This is a genomic window from Pseudomonas sp. EA_105y_Pfl2_R69 (genome assembly GCF_963970915.1).
Taxonomy (GTDB): Bacteria; Pseudomonadota; Gammaproteobacteria; order Pseudomonadales; family Pseudomonadaceae; genus Aquipseudomonas.
In genome coordinates this window covers 72,642-94,701 of sequence record NZ_CAXAOO010000010.1, presented here as the reverse complement: position 1 = coordinate 94,701, position 22,060 = coordinate 72,642, and the positions used below count along the sequence as shown (strand labels likewise).

The 22,060-nt window shown below is 65.6% G+C and carries 18 protein-coding genes; 8 read left to right on the top strand and 10 right to left on the bottom strand.

The window, feature by feature from the left end:
- Nucleotides 1-172 precede the first annotated feature (172 nt).
- From AACY13_RS21925 to AACY13_RS21915, 3 genes are all read left to right on the top strand, one after another.
- The gene (locus tag AACY13_RS21925) at nucleotides 173-1,162 is read left to right on the top strand and encodes a hypothetical protein (RefSeq protein ID WP_339463711.1); all 990 of its coding nucleotides are present in this window, start codon (nucleotides 173-175) and stop codon (nucleotides 1,160-1,162) included.
- Nucleotide 1,163: 1 nt separating this feature from the next.
- Nucleotides 1,164-2,414 (top strand): peptidylprolyl isomerase, encoded by a 1,251-nt coding sequence (locus AACY13_RS21920; protein WP_339463710.1) that lies wholly within the window; start codon nucleotides 1,164-1,166, stop codon nucleotides 2,412-2,414.
- A 239-nt stretch (nucleotides 2,415-2,653) separates the two neighbouring features.
- Entirely contained in the window at nucleotides 2,654-2,974 is a 321-nt protein-coding gene (locus AACY13_RS21915) for a hypothetical protein (RefSeq protein WP_339463709.1), read from the top strand.
- A gap of 50 nt (nucleotides 2,975-3,024) precedes the next feature.
- Here AACY13_RS21915 and AACY13_RS21910 read toward each other — a convergent pair whose 3' ends face one another.
- Both AACY13_RS21910 and AACY13_RS21905 read right to left on the bottom strand, forming a co-directional pair.
- A complete protein-coding gene (locus AACY13_RS21910) occupies nucleotides 3,025-5,598 on the bottom strand; it encodes a TRAP transporter permease (RefSeq protein WP_339463708.1) in 2,574 nt (857 codons plus the stop codon).
- A 250-nt stretch (nucleotides 5,599-5,848) separates the two neighbouring features.
- Nucleotides 5,849-6,820, bottom strand: a complete 972-nt coding sequence (locus AACY13_RS21905; protein WP_339463707.1) for a TAXI family TRAP transporter solute-binding subunit — start codon at nucleotides 6,818-6,820, stop codon at nucleotides 5,849-5,851.
- Between the two features lie 266 nt (nucleotides 6,821-7,086).
- Between AACY13_RS21905 and AACY13_RS21900 the strand changes: the two genes are divergently transcribed.
- A complete protein-coding gene (locus tag AACY13_RS21900; RefSeq protein ID WP_339463706.1) occupies nucleotides 7,087-8,112 on the top strand; it encodes an AraC family transcriptional regulator in 1,026 nt (341 codons plus the stop codon).
- A 12-nt stretch (nucleotides 8,113-8,124) separates the two neighbouring features.
- Here the strand turns inward: AACY13_RS21900 and AACY13_RS21895 are convergent, their stop codons facing one another.
- Nucleotides 8,125-9,087, bottom strand: a complete 963-nt coding sequence (locus tag AACY13_RS21895) for an NAD-dependent epimerase/dehydratase family protein (RefSeq protein ID WP_339463705.1) — start codon at nucleotides 9,085-9,087, stop codon at nucleotides 8,125-8,127.
- Between the two features lie 254 nt (nucleotides 9,088-9,341).
- Here AACY13_RS21895 and AACY13_RS21890 point away from each other — a divergent pair, with 254 nt between their 5' ends.
- Complete coding sequence (locus AACY13_RS21890; protein ID WP_339463704.1) at nucleotides 9,342-10,352, top strand: DUF5924 family protein; 1,011 nt, start codon at nucleotides 9,342-9,344, stop codon at nucleotides 10,350-10,352.
- A 121-nt stretch (nucleotides 10,353-10,473) separates the two neighbouring features.
- On the opposite strand, the gene AACY13_RS21885 is transcribed toward AACY13_RS21890, so the two are convergent.
- The 4 genes from AACY13_RS21885 to AACY13_RS21870 all read right to left on the bottom strand — a co-directional run bounded on the left by AACY13_RS21885 (nucleotide 10,474) and on the right by AACY13_RS21870 (nucleotide 13,469).
- Nucleotides 10,474-11,703, bottom strand: coding sequence for a nucleoside recognition domain-containing protein (locus AACY13_RS21885; RefSeq protein WP_339463703.1), 1,230 nt, complete (start codon nucleotides 11,701-11,703; stop codon nucleotides 10,474-10,476).
- Nucleotides 11,704-11,891: 188 nt separating this feature from the next.
- Complete coding sequence (locus AACY13_RS21880) at nucleotides 11,892-12,056, bottom strand: DUF1328 domain-containing protein (protein WP_325508869.1); 165 nt, start codon at nucleotides 12,054-12,056, stop codon at nucleotides 11,892-11,894.
- Nucleotides 12,057-12,120: 64 nt separating this feature from the next.
- On the bottom strand, nucleotides 12,121-12,555 hold the full coding sequence (locus tag AACY13_RS21875) for a ferritin-like domain-containing protein (protein ID WP_339463702.1): 435 nt from the start codon (nucleotides 12,553-12,555) through the stop codon (nucleotides 12,121-12,123).
- A 77-nt stretch (nucleotides 12,556-12,632) separates the two neighbouring features.
- Entirely contained in the window at nucleotides 12,633-13,469 is an 837-nt protein-coding gene (locus AACY13_RS21870) for a BON domain-containing protein (RefSeq protein ID WP_339463701.1), read from the bottom strand.
- Nucleotides 13,470-13,713: 244 nt separating this feature from the next.
- Here AACY13_RS21870 and algB point away from each other — a divergent pair, with 244 nt between their 5' ends.
- Nucleotides 13,714-15,051: a sigma-54-dependent response regulator transcription factor AlgB gene (gene algB / locus AACY13_RS21865; protein WP_445262605.1), complete on the top strand. Its 1,338-nt coding sequence runs from the start codon at nucleotides 13,714-13,716 to the stop codon at nucleotides 15,049-15,051.
- The gene (locus AACY13_RS21860) at nucleotides 15,048-16,862 is read left to right on the top strand and encodes a KinB sensor domain-containing domain (RefSeq protein ID WP_339463699.1); all 1,815 of its coding nucleotides are present in this window, start codon (nucleotides 15,048-15,050) and stop codon (nucleotides 16,860-16,862) included. Before algB ends, AACY13_RS21860 begins: the two co-directional genes overlap by 4 nt.
- Before the next feature lie 44 nt (nucleotides 16,863-16,906).
- Here AACY13_RS21860 and AACY13_RS21855 read toward each other — a convergent pair whose 3' ends face one another.
- Together AACY13_RS21855 and AACY13_RS21850 are read right to left on the bottom strand one after the other, a co-directional pair.
- Nucleotides 16,907-17,689 (bottom strand): N-acetylmuramoyl-L-alanine amidase, encoded by a 783-nt coding sequence (locus tag AACY13_RS21855; RefSeq protein WP_339463698.1) that lies wholly within the window; start codon nucleotides 17,687-17,689, stop codon nucleotides 16,907-16,909.
- The gene (locus AACY13_RS21850) at nucleotides 17,686-18,279 is read right to left on the bottom strand and encodes a MarC family protein (RefSeq protein ID WP_339463697.1); all 594 of its coding nucleotides are present in this window, start codon (nucleotides 18,277-18,279) and stop codon (nucleotides 17,686-17,688) included. Before AACY13_RS21850 ends, AACY13_RS21855 begins: the two co-directional genes overlap by 4 nt.
- Nucleotides 18,280-18,576: 297 nt before the next feature.
- Here AACY13_RS21850 and AACY13_RS21845 point away from each other — a divergent pair, with 297 nt between their 5' ends.
- Nucleotides 18,577-19,995 carry a DASH family cryptochrome gene (locus AACY13_RS21845; RefSeq protein ID WP_339463696.1) on the top strand — a complete coding sequence of 473 codons (1,419 nt, stop codon included), beginning with the start codon at nucleotides 18,577-18,579 and terminating at the stop codon, nucleotides 19,993-19,995.
- Between the two features lie 183 nt (nucleotides 19,996-20,178).
- Here the strand turns inward: AACY13_RS21845 and AACY13_RS21840 are convergent, their stop codons facing one another.
- Nucleotides 20,179-22,056 (bottom strand): GGDEF domain-containing protein, encoded by a 1,878-nt coding sequence (locus AACY13_RS21840; protein ID WP_339463695.1) that lies wholly within the window; start codon nucleotides 22,054-22,056, stop codon nucleotides 20,179-20,181.
- Nucleotides 22,057-22,060 lie beyond the last annotated feature (4 nt).

Sequence of the window (22,060 nt, the reverse complement as noted above, 5' to 3'; positions counted from 1 at the left end):
GTCGACACAGACTCGAATCTGTGAACCTGTTTGCCTGGTCTATACCACTAGACTTTAGTTGGTTGGAGGGGGTTTAAGTCATGGGCTTTAGTTGATCGGTGCAATTGCAACAGTTTTGCCATCAACTTCCGCTAGTAATGCTCAACTCCAACAACAAAAGAGCGACTACCCCATGAAAACCCTCACCACGCTTGTCGCTGGTCTAGGCCTGTCCTTTGCCGCCGGCCAAGCCTGCGCCTGGTCCCAGCCGACCCACAAGAACATCGTCAAGGACGCCCTGGCCTATATGAATTCGGCCCAGGCCACGGCGCAGATGCGTCGCGCCTATCAGTTCTATGTCGCCGCCGCCGGCAGCGAGGCCCGGGCCGGGGAGATCCTCGGCCAGGCGGCCTACGACGTCGACGACTTCCAGGACACCCGCCTGGGCGGCTGGTGGGTCGGCTATGAACATGCGCCAGTGGCGGGGGCGGCGGCCTCGCTGGTCAACTACACCTCCTACTGGCACTTTATCAATATGGCCCGCCAGGGCGATGTGCACGGCAACGACCATGGCGGCTACGACTACCGCTACCGCAAGGTCGACGGCAGCTGGAGCGGCGATGTCGACTGGTACGCCATGGTCTACCTGTACAACCGCGAGCTGAAGAAGAGCGACTTCGACAGCACCGAGGCGCACTACCGTCAGGGCAGCTACTCCGATTGGCAGGCGCATTACGGCGACTTCCAGACCGCCGCCTTCCAGCCCATCGACAACCTGGCCAAGTACTGGTTCGACCAGTTCAGGAACGCCCCTTCGCTGCAGACCATCGGTTATGCCCTGCATGCCACCGGCGATGTGGCGCAACCGCACCACGCCTGGGTGACCTCGGGCAACGGCCACTCCGGCTGGGAAGGCTGGGTCGACGACCATTACTTCAGCGAAGGCCTCAACGATATGAGTGCGGTGGCCAGCCGGGTCGGCAGCTATGACCCGCAACAGCCGATCCGCGACCTGCTGACCCAGACCGCACAAGTCGCCTACCAGCGCCCCGAGCCGCTGTACGACACCAGTTACGCCACTCGTTTACGCATCGCCAAGGAGCTGATCCCGGAGTCCATCGCGCTGACCGTCAGCGTGCTGACCAAGGGAGCCAACAGCTTCCACGGCCAGGGTGGCCTCTAAGGTGCGGCTGTTGCTCCAGCGCGCCGTGCTGGGGCTGGGGCTGACGGGCATCTGCCTGTCGGTCCTGGCCGCCCAGGACCTGCGCATCGATGGCGAGCGTCTGCCCGGCAAGAGCATCGAGGTGCTGGAAAAGGCCATGAGCCGGGTCAAGTTCAACACCGACCCGCGCCAGCTGCGCAACGGCCTGGCGGAGAACCACCTGCTGGCCCGCGAAGTGGAAGCGGAGCTGAGCCCCAAGTACCGCCGCGACCTCGATGCGCTGGTCGAGCGCGAGGCGGCCAACCTGATCGAGCAGGTCTACGGCCGCCAGTTCGATCACGAGGTACGGCCATTTTTGCGCCAGCCGCAAGCGCTTGGCGGCGAGCGCCTGCGCCAGATCCTCGCCGCGCCGCAGCAGGGCGTGGTACTCGACAGCCTGCAGCTGAGCGCCGCGCAGCAGGCCGAGGCGCAGGCCCTGGTGTTGATCGTCTGGCAGTTTCCCGGCGGGCCGCCGCGCGAGCTGAACCTGCTGCAGCTGTACCGGGACGACAATGTTCAGGGTCAGGTTGAGCTGCAACAGGGCAACCTCGCCTATCTGGCCGAACAGGTACGTCAGCAGGCACTGCGCGACTACCTTTGGTATCAGCTGGGCGAACAGGGCTTCAGTGCCGCCGAGCAGGCTGGGCTGCGCCGGTTGGTACGCGACAAGCTGGTGCGCCACAAGTACCTGCACCAGCTCGGCCTGCACAACGACTTCCACCATGAAACCGACAACCTTAGGCAGCGCGCCGCCCAGGTCGGCGAGGCCGATGCCCAGGCGTACTATCGGCGCAACCTGCAACTGTTCCGCAATGTGGTCCGGGTCCAGGCGGCGCATATCCGCCTGGCCGATCAGGCCACGGCCGACCGGGTGTACGACGAACTGCAGCAGGGCCTGGATTTCGCCGAGGCGGTGCGCCGCTATTCCCTGGCCGCGGACAAAACCCACACGCCGCCCGGCGACCTGGGCCCGATCCACGCGCAGGATGGCCAGCTGGACTTCCTGCGCAAGGCCGCCCTGCTGCAGAAGGCCGGCAGCATCTCCCAGCCGATGCTGATCGACGCGGGCTTCGAGATCGTCCAGGTGCGCAGCCGCGAGGATCACCAGCTGCCGCTGAGCGACCCCAGCGTGCGCCATGAGGTCAACCAGGCGGTGGCCAAGGAACAACTGACCCGCGAGTTCCAGCAGCGGCTCGATGCCCTGCTGGCCAATGCCCGGGTGGAAGGCCTGTGAAACGCTGGCTGGCCGGGGCCTTGTGCGCGACATCGAGCGCGGTGGGGCTGAGCCTCTGGCTGGAGCCGGGGGCGGCACCGCCTGCCCCGCAGGCTGTAGCGGTGCCGGTCGCGCAGCGCCCGTTGGCAGCGCCAGCAGGGCCTGCGCCGCGGCCGATGCCGGTGACAAGCAGGGACGAGCCTGCGCCGCCGGACGTTGCCAGACCGCCGGAGCCCGGGCTGAATGCCCGGGAAGCGCAGATGCTGATGCAGTTGATGGCCGAGCAGGGCGACCCGCGCAGCCCGCCGCTGGGCAGGCTCGAAGCGCGGCAAGCGGCGTCCCCGAGCCAGCTCGCCGACCCGGGGCAATACCGCGCCTTCGAGGAGGAACAAAGCCGCGCCCTGATCCAGGCCTATGTCGGTGGTGTACAGCAGATTCCGGCAATCCGCGCGCGCATCGAACAGGCCGCACAGGCCGGCGAACGCAACGCCGTGGAGATCGACGAAGCCCGCGCGGCCCTGGCGCAACTGGAGATGCTGCAGGATAAACTGCAGCGCGAGGCCCCCGAGCTGCTGCCCTGAGCCCACCGACAGCCCTGAACCGAAGTGCGCGGAGCCGGCGGGCGTATCACTCAGGCCTGTACGGTTTTCACCTCAGGCACGCGTCGCCGCCGTTGCAGCCAGACCACCAGGCCGAACAGCAGGAAGCCCGGCAGCCACATCAGCTCCTTGGTCCAGCGCTCGGTGGGGGCCAGTACCTTGAGGATCTGCTGGTCGAACTCCAGGCCCGCCTCGGCGGCCGGGCTGCCGAAGCTGACGCTGTCGATCAGCAGCTTGCCGTCCTCTTCATAGGTCTGCATGCCGAGCTTTTCCAGACGCGCCGCGCCCGTCTCGCCATCGGGTACGGGCAGCAGCAGGGCGAACTCGCGGGGATCGCCGACGGCGTCCTCGCCCCTGATGCGCAGGCGCAGCTGGCTGCCGGCCTCGACCTCGCCCAGGGCCTGGGCCAGCTGTGCCGGCGGAATATCGCGGTAAGGGTCGTGGGCGATATCCATCCAGAAGCCCGGACGGAACAGGGTAAAGGCCACTAGCAGCAGCAGCAGGCTTTCGTACCAGCGGCTGCGCACCAGGAAATAGCCCTGGGTGCCGGCGGCGAAGATCAGCATGGCGACGGTGGCAATGACGAAGATCAGCACACCATGCCAGAAGTCCACATCGATCAGCAGCAGGTCGGTGTTGAAGATAAACAGGAACGGCAGCGCCGCAGTGCGCAGGCTGTAGTAGAAGGCCATCAGCCCGGTCTTGATCGGGTCGCCCTTGGACACCGCGGCGGCGGCGAACGAGGCCAGCCCCACCGGCGGCGTGACGTCGGCCATGATGCCGAAGTAGAAGACGAACAGGTGCACCGCGATCAGCGGCACGATCAGGCCGTTCTGCTGCCCCAGGGCCACCACCACCGGGGCCAGCAGACTGGACACCACGATGTAGTTGGCGGTGGTCGGCAGGCCCATGCCGAGGATCAGGCTGAGCAGCGCGGTGAGCAGCAGCATCAGCATCAGGTTGCCCATCGACAGCAGCTCGACCACATCGGCCAGCACCAGACCGACCCCGGTCTGCGACACCGCGCCGACAATCATCCCGGCCGCCGCGGTGGCGATACCGATGCCGATCATATTGCGCGCGCCGGCGATAAGGCCTTCGCGCAGGTCGACCACGCCGTCGATAAAGTTGCCGTGCTCGTGGCTGCCGTCGGTGCGCAGCCAGCTCAGCAGCGGACGCTGGGTGAGCAGGATAAACACCAGCATCACGCTGCCCCAGAAGGCCGACAGGCCGGGGGACAGGCGCTCGATCATCAGGCACCAGACCAGCACCACCACCGGCAGCAGGAAGTGCAGGCCGCTGAGCAGCACCGGACGCGTTTCCGGCAGTTTGTCCAGGGGCGCATCGGGGTCTTCCGCGGGCAGCGGCGGGACACTCGCGGCAATCTTCAGCAGGCCGATATAGAGCGCCGCCAGCAGCACCCCGACGACCCAGCTGAAGCCTTCGCCAAGGGCCGGCTTAAGCCAGCCGAGGCCGTAATAGACGCCCAGGGAAATACCGCTGATCAACGCCGCGCCGAACGCCAGGCCGGTCAGGCGACGTAGCCAGGGGTGCACCGGGCCGCTGCGTGGCAGGGCGGTGAGGCCGAGCTTGAGGGATTCCAGATGGACGATATAGACCAGCGCGATATAGGAGATCAGCGCCGGCAGAAAGGCGTGCTTGACCACCTCGACATAGGGAATGCCGACGTACTCGACCATCAGGAAGGCGGCCGCGCCCATCACCGGCGGCATGATCTGGCCGTTGACCGAGGAGGCCACTTCCACCGCGCCGGCCTTCTCCGCGGAGAAACCGGTGCGCTTCATCATCGGGATGGTGAAGGTGCCGGTGGTCACCACGTTGGCGATCGACGAACCGGAAATCAGCCCGGTCATGCCCGAGGCCACCACCGCGGCCTTGGCCGGGCCACCGCGGAAATGCCCGAGCAGGCTGAACGCCAGCTGAATAAAGTAGTGGCCGGCCCCGGCGCGTTCGAGCAGGGCACCGAACAACACGAAGAGAAAGACGAAGCTGGTGGACACGCCGAGGGCGATGCCGAACACCCCTTCGGTGGTGATCCACTGGTGGTTGGCCAGGGCGTTGAAGCTCACCCCGCGATGGGACAGCAACCCCGGCATATAGGGCCCGGCCAGGCTGTAGACGAGAAAGATCAGGGCGATGATCGCCAGCGGCGGGCCGAGGGCGCGGCGGGTGGCTTCCAGCAGCAGAGGGATGCCGATACAGGCAGTCACCAGGTCGGCCGTGGTCAGGCTGCCGGGACGCTGAGCCAGCTGCTGGTAACAGATAAACAGGTAGGCGGCGCTGGCGGCGGCCACCAGACCGAGGGCGATATCGAGCAGAGGCACGCGGTCGCGCGGCGAACGCTTGAACGCCGGGTAGGCGAGAAAGGCCAGCAGCAGGGCGAACGCCAGGTGGATGGAGCGGGTTTCGGTGTCGTTGAGCACACCGATGCCAAAGACGAACGGCAGCGGCGAGGCGATCCACAACTGGAACAACGACCAGAGCAGGGCCAGGCCGGCGATCGCCTGGGCCATGGGGCCCACGGGGAGGCGGGCACCGACATCCTGGGCGATCAGTTCTTCGGTGGACAGTTGCTTGTCATGCATGGGGCGAACCTGCATTCGAGTAATCGGAGAACGGCAAAACCCGCAGCCGTGCAGCTGCGGGTTTGCTTATCTGGAAACACTAGCCCGTTTATAGGCAAGGCGAGTCGTCAAACCGGTTTTCGATCTGCCGAGCCAGAGCCATGCAAGGCGCTACGTCAGTAACGCCTCCGGCTGCTCAACACAGGCGTGAAACGCAGCGCAGCGGAGTAACAGCCGCAGGGCCGACGCGCAGCAGATCGTCAGCAGGTTTTTACATCCAGCCACGTTCCTTGTAGTAGCGCACCGCACCTTCATGCAGCTCGGCACTGAGGCCGACCTTGATCATGTCTTCTTCCTTCAGGTCGGCAAATGCGGGGTGCAGACGCTTGAAGCGCTCGATGTTGTCGAAGACCGACTTGACCAGTTGATAGACCACTTCCGGGCTGGCCGAGGCCGAGGTGGAAAGCACCGCCTTGCCGCCGATCGACGGGGTTGGCGCGTCGTTGCCCTTGTACACGCCACCGGGGATATCGGCCTTGGTGTAGTAGCTCTTCTCGGCCAGCAGCTTGTCGATTTCCGCACCGGTCACCGGCACCAGTACCGCGTCGGTAGTGGTGGTGGCTTCCTGGATGGCACCGTTGGGATGACCGACGAAGTAGGTCATGGCGTCGATGTTGTTGTCACCCAGGGCGGAAGCCTGCTCGGCCGGCTTCAGCTCGGCGGCCAGGGAGAAGGCGGAACGATCCCAGCCCTTGACCTGCATGATCTCTTCCAGGGTGTCGCGCTGCCCGGAACCCGGGTTGCCGATATTCACCCGCTTGCCCTTGAGGTCGTCGAAGCTGGCGATCTTGGCGTCACGGCGGGCGAGGATGGTGAACACCTCGCTCTGCAGCGAGAACACCGCACGGATGTCCGCCATCGCGCCTTCCTTCTCGAACGGCGCGACGCCGTTCATGGCCTTGTACTGGTGATCCGACTGCATGATGCCGAAGTTGAATTCACCACTGCGGATGCCATTGACGTTGGCCACGCCGCCGCCGCTGGCGGGTGCGTTGCACTTGATGCCGTGGTCGGCTGCGCCACGGTTGAGGAAGCGGCAGATCGACTGCCCGGCGACGTAGTAGACGCCGGTCTGACCGCCGGTGCCGATGGTCACGAATTTCTCTTCGGCCTGTGCCGCGCTGCTCAGGGTGATACCTGCGAGTGCGGCGGACAGGGCCCATGCCAGGGATTTGCCTTTCATGGGGTGTTCTCCTTTTCTGTTTGTTATTTAAACCGGTCGAACCTTGTGGGCCACAACCGGAGGGACGAGAGTCTAACCGCTCGGTCAGAAGTTGCACGGCGTAATGGCGCCGCGCTGGTAACCGGGTATTAACCGGCCGTTTGCACGACCTGCGCCTGCTACCGCGTGCGCCCAGTCTCGACCGCCACGCCGGGCTTGTGCAACGTCCTGTTCAGCTAGACGCCTAAAAACTACCCTCAGGCCACAGCTTTGGGCAGAATCGGTCGATGACAAACTCACCACTCGATTCGCAACACACCTCCGTCAGCGCCAGCATCACCCTGGCCGTATTGCATGCCGCCAGCCGCATGGGTCTGGCGCGCAGCCAGCTGATGCGCGAGTGCGGCCTGGACGACAGCCAGCTCGGCGACCCCGACGCCCGCGTACCCTTCAGCACCCAGGAGCGTCTGTGGCAGGCGTTGAGCCGCATGCCCCATGACGAACCCGGGCTGGCCCTGGGCAGCAACCTCGCCCCCGGCCCGTTCAGCGTGCTCGGTTACCTGCTACAGAGTAGCCCAACCCTGGGCGATGCCCTGGCCGCCGGGCTGCGTTACCAGCGCCTGGTCGGTGAAGGCGGCGAAGTGCAGCTGCACGAGCAGGGCGATGAGTTGCAGTTGCTGTATCGGCCCCTGCACCCGGACCTGCCCGCCACCCGCACCCGGGTTCTGGCTTTGATGGCCTGTTGGGTGCAAATGTTCCAACCGCTGCTGGATGACTGGCAATTGCTCCGGGCGCAGTTCGTCCACGCCCAGCCGGCGGAGCTGCAGGCCTACCGGACGGTGTTCGCCTGCCCGCTGCAGTTTGCCGCCGCCGACTATGGCCTGATCCTGCCCAGGGCCCTGGCCGACGCGCCGCTGATCCAGGCCAACCCGCCGCTGCAGAACCTGTTGCGCCAGCATGCCGAGGCCCTGCTCGCCCGCCTGCCCAGTGCCGGCCTGAGCGCCCGGGTGGTGGCCCTGCTCGGCGAGCAGCTGGCCCGCGGCGAACCGGATCGCGCCGAGCTGGCGCGCCATCTGCACCTGAGCGAACGCACCCTGCAGCGACGCCTGGCGGATGAGGGCTGCAATTACCAGCAACTGCTCAATGACACCCGCCGCCAGTTGGCCGAGCACCACCTGCACAGCGGCAAACTGCCGGCCGCGGAAATAGCCCTGCTGCTGGGCTATTCCGAGCCCAGCGTCTTCTTCCGCGCCTTTCGTCAATGGACCGGGCTGACCCCGGGGGAATACCGCAACCGGCAACAGCGCGACTAGCGCTGTGGCGAGTCAGCGCTGGCCGGTCATGCCCTGCGCCTGGAGAAACGCCAGAAACGCCTCCCGCGAGCTATAGCGCGGGGTGTAGCCGAACCCCTGTTTCAGCCGGCTATTGCACAGCACCGGGCGATAGCGCAGAAAATCCAGCTGCTCCGGGCCGTACTGGCTCAGCCCCAGGGGCTTGAGCAGGCCCAAGGCGGCGCGCACCAGCCAGGCCGGCAGGGCGCGGTAGGGTTTGCCGAGCAGCGTGGCGATTTCCCGCAGCGACAATGCGCCATCGCCGGCCAGGTTGAAGATCCCCTCGCGCCGCTCGCGCAGACCGCGGCAGATGATCTCTATCACGTCCTGATCCCAGATAAACACGAAGCGGCTGTCGCTGCCGCGAATGCCCAGCACTGCGGGTTTCTTGAACAGGTCGCTGATCGGGTTGTTGACCTGCTTGCCGAGGATGGTGCCCGGACGCAGCACCAGTTGCTTGAGCTGCGGCTGGTGCAGGCGGGCGGCGGCCAGCAACCGCTCGATCTCGAGCTTGTGCCGGGCATAGGCGAACTGGGCATGGCCGCGCAGGGGCTGGTCTTCGTCCAGCCATTCGGCATTGCGCGGATCATAGCCGTAGGCGGCCCCCGAACTGGTGACAATCAGCTGCTCGACGCCCTGGGCCACGGCCGCCTGCACGATCGCCCGGGTGCCGCCGACATCGATGGCGTGCAACTGCGCCTCGCTCATGCCCGGCGGCGGGGTGATCACCGAGGCCAGGTGGACGATGGCCTGGGGTTTGTGGCGAGCCACGCACTGCTGCACCGCCTGGGTCTGGCTGATATCCAGCAGCACCGGTTCGATATTGGCCGGCAAGACGCCACCGGGTTGAGCGCGGATATCGGCGGCAATCAGCGTCCAGTGCGGCTGCTGGATGGCCAGCTGGTGGAGCAGTTGCTGGCCGATATAACCGGCCGCACCGGTGATCAAGACACGCATGCAGTACTCCGGGCGCAGTCCTGCGCAGATTGGCTGGTGGATGTGCGGGTTGTCCGTGCAGCCTAGAATGGCGGCTGCCAGACGGCAGTGGCAGGCCGGGCCAGTGGCCGTGACCATTTGCGCCACGGGGTGGAATCTTTTGCCGGTGCGCCGCGCTATGCTTTGCACTTCGACTTATCAGCCCGGCCCAGGAGTAGTGCCATGCCCCGCAGGCAAACCGTTGGCCGTACGATCGCCATGCAGAGTGCCCGCCGATGACCTGGAAAGCCCTGCTGTCAGGCCTGGTCGCGCTGATCCAGCGGCACCCCGGGCTGGTGGCGATCTTCGGTTTTGCCTCGGGGCTGGCGAGTTTTATCCTGGTCGAACGCCAGGCCGAACTGGCCCAGGTACTGGCCGCGGTAATGCTGGTCAGCTGGCTGTGGCTGATCCTGGAAAACATCCTGCGCGAGCGCATCGCCCAGTGGTTCGGCTTCCAGCTGCCGCCGCCCCTGCTGCGCTACGCGACCCAGATGATCCACCAGGAAAGCCTGTTCTTCGTCCTGCCGTTCTTCTTTATCACCACCACCTGGAACAGCGGCCAGGCCCTGTTCAGCGGCCTGCTGGGGGCCGCGGCGCTGCTGTCGATCATCGACCCACTGTATTACCGCTGGCTGGCCCCCAAGCGCTGGCTGTTTCTCGCCTATCACAGCCTGGCGCTGTTCGCCGTGCTGCTCACGGCGCTGCCGATCATCTTCAAGCTGACCACCCCGCAGAGCTACCAGCTGGCGTTGGCGGCCTCGGCGGTGCTGTCGTTCCCCTCGCTGTTCGCCATCATCACCGTGCAGCGCTGGTGGCGCGGCCTGCTACTGGTCGGCCTGACCCTGGTGCTGGCCGCAGGCGGCTGGCTGGCGCGGGCCTGGGTGCCGCCGGCGACCCTGTGGCTGACCGAGGTGGCGGTGACCGTCCAGCTGGATAACCAGAACCGCGCACCGGGGCAGAGCCTCAAGCTGATCCGCGTGGCGCAACTGCGCAGCGAGGGGCTGTTCGCCTATACCGCGATCAACGCCCCGCGCGGGCTGAGTGAGCGGATCTACCATGTCTGGCGACACGATAGCGGCGAGGTCGAGCGGATCGCCCTGGATATCCAGGGCGGGCGCAAGCAGGGCTATCGCGCCTGGACCCACAAGCAGAACTTCCCCGAGCAGCCGGTCGGCAACTGGCAGGTGCAGGTGCTCACCGAGGCCGGGCAGATGATCGGCGTGCTGCGTTTCAAGGTAACGGAGTAGCGGGTAGGTTGGCGTTGAGGAGCAAAGCGACGAAGCCCAACGCGACGGCAAATCTCTGTTGGGCTTCGCTGCGCTCAACACCAACCTACGGCTTACTGAGCAGCAGGTCGTAGCCGAACACCTAGCCGAAGAACCAGTAGCACACGCCGATGGCCGCGAGTATCCCGGCGAAGTCGGCCAGCAGCGCGCAGCCCACGGCATGGCGGGCGCGCTGGATGCCGACCGCGCCGAAATACACCGCCAGCACGTAGAAGGTGGTTTCGGTACTGCCCTGCACCGTCGCGGCCAACAGGGCGGGGAAGCTGTCGACGCCGAAGGTCTGCATGGTCTCGATCAGCATGGCCCGCGCCGCGCTGCCGGAGAAGGGCTTCATCAGCGCGGTGGGCAGGGCGTCGATAAAGCGGGTGTCCCAGCCCAGCCACTGGGTCAGGCTGCGCACCCCGTCCAGGCCGAAATCCAGGGCCCCGGAGGCGCGCAATACGCCGATGGCACAGAGCATGGCCACCAGGTAGGGCAGCAGATTCTTGGCCACCTCGAAGCCTTCCTTGGCCCCTTCGATAAAGCTCTCGTAGACCGGAACCCGACGCCACGCGCCGACCAGCAGAAACAGCAGAATCAGGCCGAACAGGGTGAGGTTGCCCAGTAGCGAGGAGAGCGCCGCCAGCGCCGTGCTCGACAACCCCGCCAGCAGCGCCATAAAGCCACCCAGCAGCAGCGCCCCGGGGATCAGGTAGGCCAGCACCACCGGATCCCACAGGCGCAGGCGCTGGACCAGGGCCACGGCCAGCAACCCGGCCAGGCTGGAGGCACAGGTGGCCAGTAGAATCGGCAAAAATACCAGGGTCGGGTCGGCTGCATCCTGCTGCACCCGGTACATAAAGATCGACACCGGCAGCAGGGTCAGGGACGAGGTGTTGAGCACCAGAAAGAGGATTTGCGCGTTGCTCGCCACGGTCGCGCTGGGGTTGAGCTCCTGCAGGGCGCGCATGGCCTTGAGGCCGATCGGGGTGGCGGCATTGTCCAGGCCCAGGCCGTTGGCGGCGAAGTTGAGGGTGATAAAGCCCAGCGCCGGATGGCCGCGCGGCACTTCCGGCATCAGCCGCGCAAACAACGGGCCAAGGGCGCGGCCGAGCAGATTGACCAGGCCGGCTTTTTCGGCGATGCGCAGAAAGCCCAGCCAGAGGGTCAGGGTGCCGAACAGCACCACCATGATTTCCACTGACAGCTTGGCCATGGCGAACAGGCTTTCGACCATGGCGGCAAACACCGCCGGGTCGTCGCCCAGTAGCCAGCGCGCCAGTGCGGCGAGCGCCGCCACCACGAAAAACCCCAGCCACAAGCCATTAAGCATCATCCACCCCCAATCGATGCGCAGATGATAGCGCGGCTCAAGGTGGTGGCGTCGAGGTTGTGTGGTGACTGGCGGGGATCAAGCGGATAGGGTTCTGCCGTAGCATGCCGCTGCTATTGGGATTCAGCAGATCCGCAGCGCTATACCAGCGCCCACTTGCAGTGGTGCTGGTATAGCGACGTGGATAGCTAGCCCCGAGGGCGGCGGCCCATGATAAAGGAGACGACAAACAGCACCAGAAACACCACGAAGAGGATCTTGGCGATCCCGGTAGCCGTGCCGGCGATACCGCCGAAGCCCAGTACGGCGGCGACGATGGCAATGATCAGAAAGGTAATGGCCCAACTTAACATGGTCTTGCTCCTTGGCCGCTAGGGCCTGTTGAGGTACGGGGCAGGCGTGCCGCCCCGTCAGGGGTCACTGCAGGGAGTGCTTGAGGGCGAGCATGCGCTCATGGTTGGCGCGGACCTTGGGCATTTCTGCGATCAGCAGCGCGTGCACATCCGCCTCGGCGCTTTCCAGGGCATCCTCGAAGGCTTGCAGGATGCGGTCTTCGGCTTCTTCCAGTTGCGCCACATAGGTGGCTTCCTTGTCGCTGGCCAGGCTCGCCTTGGCATCGGCATAGACCTGACGCAGTTTGCCGATAAAGGTGCCGCCGCTGGCCGGGGCTTCGTGGCTGTCGACGACCTTTGCCGCGAGCGCGCGGATCAGCTCGGTTTTGCTCTGCGACATGTCGCGGAACAACACCTGCAGACGCACATCCGTCACGGCGTCGTGGGCATGCTGGTAAAACTGCTGGCCGTCCCGGGTGATTGCGATCAGTTCGTTCAGTTGTGCGGTCTTGTCGATCATCGTGTCACTCCTCTGGCGCGCATCGACTGCATGCTACTGGGCGGGTTGAGCGGCCCCAGGGCCGCTGCCCGGGTGGGTTAGCCGGCGACCTTCAGGGCGTCGGCATTGACCCCGCGAACACCGCGGATATTGCGTGCGGTTTCGACGGCCAGTTGCTTCTGCGCGTCGCTCGAGACGCTGCCGCCGAGGCTGACCTGGCCGTCCTTGGTGGTGACCGAGATGTCCAGGCCGTCGAGATTGCGGCTGTAGATAAAGCTGGATTTCACCTTGCTGGTGATCCAGGTATCGCTGATGGCCTGGCCGGCATCATCGGCGGCGTTCTGGGTCTTGGCTGCGGCAGTGGCTTCACCGCTGACGCGGATCTGGTTATCGACCTTGCGCACGCCATCGGTATTGCTCGCCAGGCTGCCGGCGAGGTCCTTGGCGGCCTGGCTCTGGGCATCACCACTGAGGGTGAGGTTGCCGTTGTCGGCCTGCACCTTGATATCCAGACCCTCGGTGTTGCTGTTCCACAGCAGCTTGGATTTCACCGTGGCCACCGTGGTGGCGTCGTTGAAACGCTGCGCCATGGTCGGTTTGCTGCTGGTCTGACTTTCGACGTTGGGGTCGACCTTGAGCTGGTTATCGACCTTGGTCACGCCTTCGATGCCCAGAGCCAGTTGCTCGGCCAGGTCACGTTCGACGTCGGTTTCGACGCTGCCGGTGAGCTTGGCACTGCCGTTTTCCACGTCCACGTCGATGGTGAAGGGATTGAGGTGGCGATTAAGGGCGAAGGTGGTCCAGATCGAACCTTCCTGGCGAGCCTCGGTAAGTTGACGACTGGTATCGCCCTCGGCGGCGAAGGCACTGAACGGCAGCAGGCCGATCAGGCCGGCGGTTGCGGTGGCCAGGGCCAGAGTTTTCAGCTTATGCATGGCAGTTGCTCCAATGGGTAACGATCAATCGGCCGCCTGTCGCAGCCGTTACCCATACATCGCAAGCCTCGTGCCAGCCTAAAAAATAAAAAACTCTTTAATTATCATCTGCTTATAAAAGCAACCCGACGGCTTCGGCGTGCAGCTTGCACGATCGCCTGACCAGCGCCGTGCAACTTGCACGACATCCCGAGGACTAAACCTTTGCACTCGGCTTATGGAGAAGGATATGCACGCAACGGCAATGGAACAGAACAACGGGCGCATTCTGCTGGTCGATGACGAGCCGGCCATTCTGCGCACTTTTCGCTATTGCCTGGAGGACCAGGGCTATCGGGTCAGTACGGCCACGACCGCGACCCAGGCCGATGCCTTGTTGCTGCGCCAGGTTTTCGACCTGTGTTTTCTCGACCTGCGCCTGGGCGCGGACGATGGCCTCGACGTGCTGGCGCAGATGCGTCTGCAGGCCCCCTGGATGCGGGTGGTAATCGTCACCGCCCATTCGGCGGTGGACAGCGCGGTGGATGCCATCCAGGCCGGTGCCGCGGACTATCTGGTCAAGCCCTGTAGCCCCGAGCAGTTGCGCCTGGCCGCCGCCAAGCAGCTGGAGGCGCGGCAGATGATCGAGCGCCTCGAGAGCCTGGAGGGCTATGTGCGCAAGCCCGGCACCGATCTCGACTCGCAGAGCCCGGCGTTGATGGCGGTGCTGCAGACCGCCCGGCAGGTGGCCGACACCGATGCCAATATCCTGATTCTCGGCGAGTCCGGCACCGGCAAGGGCGAACTGGCCCAGGCCATCCACCGCTGGAGCAAGCGCGCACAGAAGACCTGCGTGACCATCAATTGCCCGTCGCTAAGCGCCGAACTGCTCGAGAGCGAACTGTTCGGCCACAGCCGCGGGGCCTTTACCGGGGCCAGCGAGAACACCCTGGGGCGGGTCAGCCAGGCCGATGGCGGCAGCCTGTTTCTCGACGAGATCGGCGACTTCCCACTGATCCTGCAGCCCAAGCTGCTGCGTTTTATCCAGGACAAGGCCTACGAGCGCATCGGTGACCCGGTGACCCGTCAGGCCGACGTGCGGATACTCGCGGCCACCAACCTCAACCTGGACGAGATGGTGCGCGCGGGACGCTTTCGCGAAGACCTGCTGTACCGCCTGAATGTCATCACCCTGACCCTGCCGCCCTTGCGCGAGCGCCGCGAGGACATCCTCGAGCTGGCCGAGCGCTTTCTCGCCCGCTTCGTGGTCGAGTATGTCCGCCCCGCGCGCAACTTCAGCGACGAGGCGCGGGCGGCGCTGCTGGAGTACGCCTGGCCGGGCAATATTCGCGAACTGCGCAATGTGATTGAGCGAGCCAGCATTATCTGCGCCGAGGAACTGGTTCAGGTCAGCCATCTGGGGCTGAGCGTGGCGCACGGCCACAGCCAGCCCCAGATCGGCGATCCGCTGAGCCTGGAGGCGCTGGAAAAGGCCCATATCAGCGCCATCCTGGCCAGCTGCGAGAGCCTCGACCAGGCCGCTAAAACCCTCGGTATCGACGCCTCGACCCTGTACCGCAAACGCAAGCAGCTGAGCCTGTGACGCTGCGCAACCGCCTGCTGCTGAGCAGCGGCGCACTGCTGACGGTGGCACTGATCGGCCTGTTGCTGGGGATCTTCAGCGTACTGCAGCTGACCCAGGTGCAGAGCCAGGCGATGCAGCGCAACCTGCAGATTATCGACGCCAGCCTGGGCCTGCGTCAGGAACAGGGCAAGCAGGTGCTCCTGCTGCTGGCGGAAGACCTCGACCGGGCCGCGCTCAAGGCCTCCGACCAGCGCTTCCGGCAATGGCTGCAGCGCGCCGAAGAGAGTGCGATGGATGCCAGCGATCGCCAGGCCATTGCCCAGATCGAGCACGCCTACGCCCGGTTCGACGAGCTGCTGGCCAAGCCGCTCACCGTGCGCCGCCAGCTGCTCAGCAACGACCAGTTCGGCCAGACCATGGACATCCTCAGCGAACGCATCAATGCCGTGCAGCTGCGCTATGTCACCGCCGTGGAACAGGCGGAGGCCGTTTCGCGGCAGCGCGCCTGGGTGATCACCGGGTTGCTCGGGCTGATTGGCCTGGCCGTGCTGCTGATCGGTTTCGTCACCGCCCACGGCATCGCCCAGCGCTTCGGCCAGCCGATCGAAGTCCTCGCACGCGCCGCCGACCAGATTGGCCAGGGCGACTTTCAGGTCACCCTGCCGGTCACCCCGGTGGCGGAAATGTCCGCCCTGAGCCAGCGTTTCGGGCTGATGGCCGAGGCCCTGCGCGAATTCAAGAACAGCGACGTCGAGGCCCTGCAAGCCGAACAGCACCGTCTGCAGGCGGTGCTCGACAGCATCGACGATGGCCTGCTGATCTTCGACAGCCAGGGCCGCATCGAACACTTCAACCCGGTGGCGCAACGGCAACTGGGCTGGGACGCGCAGCACCTGGGCCGCGAGCTCGGCGAGGCGCTGCAGCGTCCCGAACTGAGCACGCAACTGCGGCAGGTCCTGCAGGGCGAGAGCCTGGATGGCGAGCTGGACGACCTGCAGATCGAGGTCGCTGGCGAGAAGCGCCTGCTGGCCTACAGCCTGTCGGCGGTCAGTCATAGCGAGGGAGCCTTTATGTGCGCGGTGATGGTGCTGCGCGATGTTACCGAGCTGCGCATGTTCGAGCGGGTGCGCAGCGAGTTCGTGCTGCGCGCCTCCCACGAACTGCGCACCCCGGTCACCGGCATGCTGATGGCCTTGTCCCTGCTGCAGGAACGCCTGGATTTCCCGCCGGGCTCCCGCGAGGCGGACCTGCTGAGCACCCTCGACGAGGAAATGCACCGGCTGCTGCGGCTGATCAACGATCTGCTGGACTTCTCGCGCTATCAGAACGGCCTGCAAAGCCTGGCGCTGTCGAGCCAGGCCCTCGAGCCCCTGCTGCGGCAGGCGCAGCAGCGCTTCAGCGCCCAGGCCGATGAACTGGGCGTGGTCATCAGCACCCAGCTGCAAGCCGGGCTGCCGCCGCTGCAGCTCGACCCGCTGCAGATCGAGCGGGTGCTCGACAACCTGATCGGCAATGCCCTGCGCCACAGCCAGCCGGGCGGCAAGATCCGTCTGCAGGCCCGCCCCCAAGGCGGGCGGGTACTGATCAGCGTGGAGGACAACGGCGAGGGCATTGCCCATAACCGCCAGGCGCGGATCTTCGAGCCCTTCGTCCAGTTCGGCCAGCGCCGCGGTGCGGCCGGCCTGGGCCTGGCCCTGTGCAAGGAAATCGTCCAACTGCATGGCGGCCATATCGGCGTGCGCTCGCAGGTCGGCCAGGGCGCGCAGTTCTACCTGCTCTTGCCGGTCTCGCCCGCCCCGGCGGCGGCAAGCCCATTGCCGCAGCTTTAAGCGAGCGGGACTAGCGCACCAGCGCCAGCGTTGCTACCCAAGCTTCAGTTCTGCATCTGCTGATTGAGCACCAGCAGCAGAGCGGCAGTTTCGGCATCCGGCTCGCCGTCGTAGTTGGCCTGGCGGTATTTCATCTGGAAGGCGGCGAGCACATTGCGCGTGGCCCTATCCAGCTCGCCGTGCTCCGCCACCTCATAGCCCTGGCGCGCCAGTTGCCCCTGGAACCAGGCCACGCTGGGCAGGCTGGCGCTAAACAGCGCCTGCTGGCGGGCCACCGCGGCGGCGTCCGGCCAGGGCAGCAGACCGGCCTCGGCCAGGCGCTGCCAGGGGAACAGCGGGCCGGGGTCGACCTTGCGCTGCGGGGCGATATCGCTGTGGGCGATGATGCTGCCGAGGGGCAGCTGGTGGCGCTGCACGATGTCCTTGAGCAGTGGGATCAGGGCATCGATCTGCGCCGGGGCGAAGGGCTGCCAGTAACGTCCGTTCGGGCCTTGGTAAAAGCCCTGGTTGACCAGTTCGATACCGATCGTGGTGCCGTTGAGCCAGGTGCGCCCCTGCCACTCGCTGACGCCGGCATGCCAGGCGCGACGGTCCTCATCGACCAGACGGTAGATGGTCGCGGGGCTGTCGCCGATCAGGTAATGGCTGCTCACCTCGCCCTCGGTCAGCAGTTGCAGGGAGCGCGCCAGGTCGGTGGAGGTGTAGTGCAGAACGATGTACTGCACCCGGCTGTTCTGGCCGACTGCGTTGTAGCGGGTATCGATGCGCGGCCCGCCGGCGCAGCCGGCGAGCAGGGCGAGACAGAGGGCAAGGCAGACAAATCTCATGGGCTGATATGCAACACGCTTTGCAGGTTGTCCAGCAGCATATCGACACTGAGCATGATCAACAGCATGCCCATCAGTCGCTCCACTGCGGTCAGCCCGCGGGGTCCGAGGAAGCGCTGCAGCCACGAAGCCTGCAGCAGGATAAATGCGGTCGCCGCCCAGGCCAGCAGCAGCGCGGCGTAGAGTTCCCAGAGCGGCCCTTCATGGGTATTGCGCAGGGTCATCAGCACGGCCAGGGCCGAAGGCCCTGCTACCGCCGGCGTGGCCAGCGGCACCAGCATGGGCTCGCCATCCGGCACATCGCCGAGCACGCCTTGCGGGCCGGGAAAGATCAGGCGCATGGCGATCACGAACAGGATGATACCGCCGGCGATCGCGGTTGCCTCCCTCGACAGGCCGAGGGCGCTGAGCACTTTGTCACCAAAGGTAAGAAACAGCAGGAGCAGGGCCAGGGCGAACAGCAATTCGCGCGCGGCGACCCACAGGCGGCGCTTGGCCGGCACGTTCTTCAGCGCGGCAATAAAGATGGCGATATTGCCGAAGGGGTCGGTGACCAGAAAAAGCAGTACGGCGATGCCGAAAATATCCATGGGCGAACTCCTCAACAGGTTGTCGCAGTCTAGTGGCCCGCACGGCGAGTGGGTTAACTCGAGTTCGGATGAGTGCGATTCTGAGACAAGGCGCTCGACGCAGTATCGGGGTATCAGGAGCCGAAACTGGCTCATTGAACGCGCCACACAGCCCACCAGGGGATAACACGCCTTTGGTGCGGCAGATTGCTAACGCCGGTCCAGTGCCAGGGCAGGGGCACATCCGCCCTGCTAGAATAAAGTGCTACATGAGCCCTGGCTCTGTATAGCTATTGTATGGAGCTGGAGGCCCGCCCTATGCGCGCGCTGTTGTGGTTCAAGCAGGATCTGCGCCTCGACGATCATCCCGCGCTGCAAGTCGGGCTGAGTGCCGAATGCCTGTTGCCCGTCTATATCCTGGAGCCGCGGCAATGGCAGGCGACCGCCTTCGGCATGCGCCGCATGGGCGTGCACCGCACGCGCTTCCTGCTGGAAAGCCTGGCGGCCCTGGATGGCGAATTGCGTCAGCGCGGCTCGCAGCTGCTGGTGCTCGAAGGCGAACCCGAGCAACTTATCCCGCAGCTGGTGAGCCGCTTCGAGCTGCAACAGGTAGTGACCCTGGAGGAAATCGCCCCGGACGAGCAAGCCCAGGTTGCCCGGGTGGCCGCCAGCCTCGGCGCGGTGCCGCTGTTGCAGGCTCCGGCCAATAACCTGCTGCGCCGGGAAGAATTGCCCTGCAGCCTGGCGCAGCTGCCCGCGCTGTTCAGCCACTTCCGCGCGCTGACCGAGGAACGCCTGCAGGTGTTTCAGCCACGCCATGCCCCGGACCATCTGCCGCCCTTGCCGGATGGCGCGCAGGCCCTGCTGCAGCCCATCCCGAGCCTGTCGCGGCTGGGCCTGGGGGAGCCGCTCAGCGTGCCCGCCAGTGCCTTCCCCTTCGCCGGCGGCGAGCCCGCCGCCCTGGCACGGCTGCGCGACTACCTGTGGAAGAGCCAGGGCGTGCGCCAGTACAAGGACACCCGTAACGGCCTGATTGGCACCGAGTATTCCTCGAAGTTCTCGCCCTGGCTGGCCAATGGCAGCCTCTCCGCCCGCCGGGTGGTGGCTGAATTACGCCGTCACGAGGCGCAGTTCAGCCGCAATGAATCGACCCAGTGCTTATGGGGGGAGATGCTCTGGCGCGACTTCTTCCGCTGGACCCTCGCGCGGCATGGCGCGGCCCTGTTCCAGGCCACGGGGCTGAAGGGTGGCGAAGCCGCGCCGCGGCCGCTCGACCGGCGCTTTCAGGCCTGGTGCCAGGGCTATACCGGCATGCCCCTGGTGGACGCCAATATGCGCGAACTGGCGGCGACCGGCTTTATCTCCAACCGCGGTCGCCAGGTGGTCGCCAGCTACCTGATCCATGATCTGCAGCAGGATTGGCGTTATGGCGCGGCCTGGTTCGAGGAGCACCTGATCGACTACGACCCGGCCAGTAACTGGGGCAACTGGGCCTACCTGGCCGGGGTCGGCAATGACCCGCGGCAACAGCGAGTCTTCAATGCCCTGCGTCAGGCCCGTCAATACGACCCCGAGGCGCATTACGTCAGCCTCTGGCTACCGGAGCTGCGCGAGGTGCCGCAGGCCTTGCGGCATACGCCGTTCCTGCTTGCCGATGGCCAGCTGCGCCGCCTGGGCTACCCTCAGCTGCCGACTATCCCGGAGAGCTGGAAGCCCTATCTGCACCATGTTGCCTGATGTCCCGGCGCTGTTCCGAAGGCCGCAATGGGCGCGCCCTTAGCAGGCCGTTGAAAAACGTAGGCGAGGCAGGCAAGACAAGGCAAAAACAGGCGAGGAAGCGCAGTTTACGAGCTGTTAATGAGCATTCCGAGCCTGTTTTTAACGCAGTATTGCCAACGCAGGTAGTTTTTCAACGACCTGTTAGCCCAGTTCGACCCTGTTGCGCCCGCCGCTCTTGGCGCGGTAGAGGGCCTGGTCGGCACGTTCGAACACCTTGTCGCTGCTGTCCGCGTCCAGGTTGAAGGCACTGAGGCCAGCCGACAGGGTGATCACCACCCGTTCGCCGCGGAAGTGGAAGGGGCACTGCTCGACCCCGTCGAGCAGTGTCTGCAGCAGTTGCCGGCCGCCGTCCAGTGGGGTGCTGGGAATCAACAGGACGAACTCCTCGCCGCCGAAGCGGGCGATAAAGTCGGTCTTGCGCATGCGTTTGGCCAGCTCGCCGGCGATGATTTTCAACACCTTGTCGCCAGCCAGGTGGCCATAGCTGTCGTTGATGCGCTTGAAATGGTCGATGTCCAGCACCGCCAGCAGCAATTCGCCGCCATAGCGCTTCCAGCGCGCCATCTCCAGCTCCAGGCGCTCGCTCCAGCCGGCACGGTTGGCCAGGCCGGTCAGCGGATCGATCAGGGCTTTCTGCCGCTGTTCCTCCAGATGGTCGCGGAAGTTCTGCGCCTCCTGCTCCATCTCGCTGACCTTCTGCCCCAGCGCCTGCAGCCGCAGGGCCACCTCTTCCTCGCGGCCATCACGATGGCGCTGGTGTTCGCTGACGGTCTGCAGCAGGCCATCCAGACGTGTCTCCAGGGACTGCTTGAGGCTCGGCAGGTCGGCCGCCTCCTGCACGCTGGCTTGCAGGCTGCTGACCTGCTCGCGCAATTCCAGGTTGAAACTGCGCGCGCTTTCCACCGACTCGCTGTAGCCCTCGTGGGCTTCGTTGAGGGTGCCGAGAAATGCGGCCAGGCGCTCATTGAGCTGCTTCAGGTAGCTGGCGAACTCGCGCTGACCGCTGTCGGTAACCGCCAGCACCAGCACGGCCAGGTCGTCCAGCACGGGCACCAGCTCGTACCAGTTCAGACCGCCACGGACCCGTTGGCGCAGGGCGTCACTCTGGGGACGATGGTAGGCCGGTAGTTCCAGTTCGTCGAGCAGGCCCAGCAGGCTGTCGCCTATATGCGGAGCCACGGCGCTGTAGCCGGGCTCGGGACGCTCCGGCAGGGCATAGCTCGGGTCGACCTCGGCCAGGCTCGCGTCGGCGACGGAGGTGTCGCGCCCAGCCTCATCCTCTATATCCGCCGCAGCCTCGGCCATGGTCTCGGCTGCCGCGGCCAGCACGTCTGGGAGTGCAGCGGCGCTGCGGCCTGGCACAGGCGGTTCGGGTGGCTCGGCTGGGGGTGGTACGGGTGGCAGGGGCGACAATTCTGCTGTAGCCGCTGGTGTCGCTGTTGCTGGCGGCGGCGCGACAGTGACGCCAGGGGCGGTTTCGGCTGCGGCCGCGGCATTGTCATGACGACCGAACAATCGCTGCAACAGACCGGGGCGTGCGCTATCTGGGCTACTCAGGGAAGCCAGAGCCTGTTGCTGCAGGCTGCTCAGCTCGCCGAGCAGGGCGGCGAGCTCCCGCGGCTGAGCGGCGCGCTCGGCAATGCTCCTGGCGAATTTTTTCAGCGCCTTGTGCACATCCCGAGGGGGCTCCAGGGCAAGCAGCTGGGCAGTCAGGTTGGTGACCCCGGAGATATTCTGTGCGACCCGTTCCTGGCGGTGTTTTTCCGAGTCCAGTACGGCTTTTTCCAGGCGCGGGATCAGGGCTCCAAGACCGCTGTCGATATCGTCGCGGCGCAGGATACCCCGCAGCTCCTGCATGCATTGGTCGACGGACTTGTCGCTGCCCTCGGCGGCCAGGGAGCTGCGTACCAGGCCGCGCCTGAGCAGATCGAGGCGGGCTTCCCAGCGGCGTTCCAGTTGCTCCTGTTGCTCCAGGCTTTGCAGGTATTTGCTTTTCCAGCGCTGGGCATCGTCGGTCATGGTT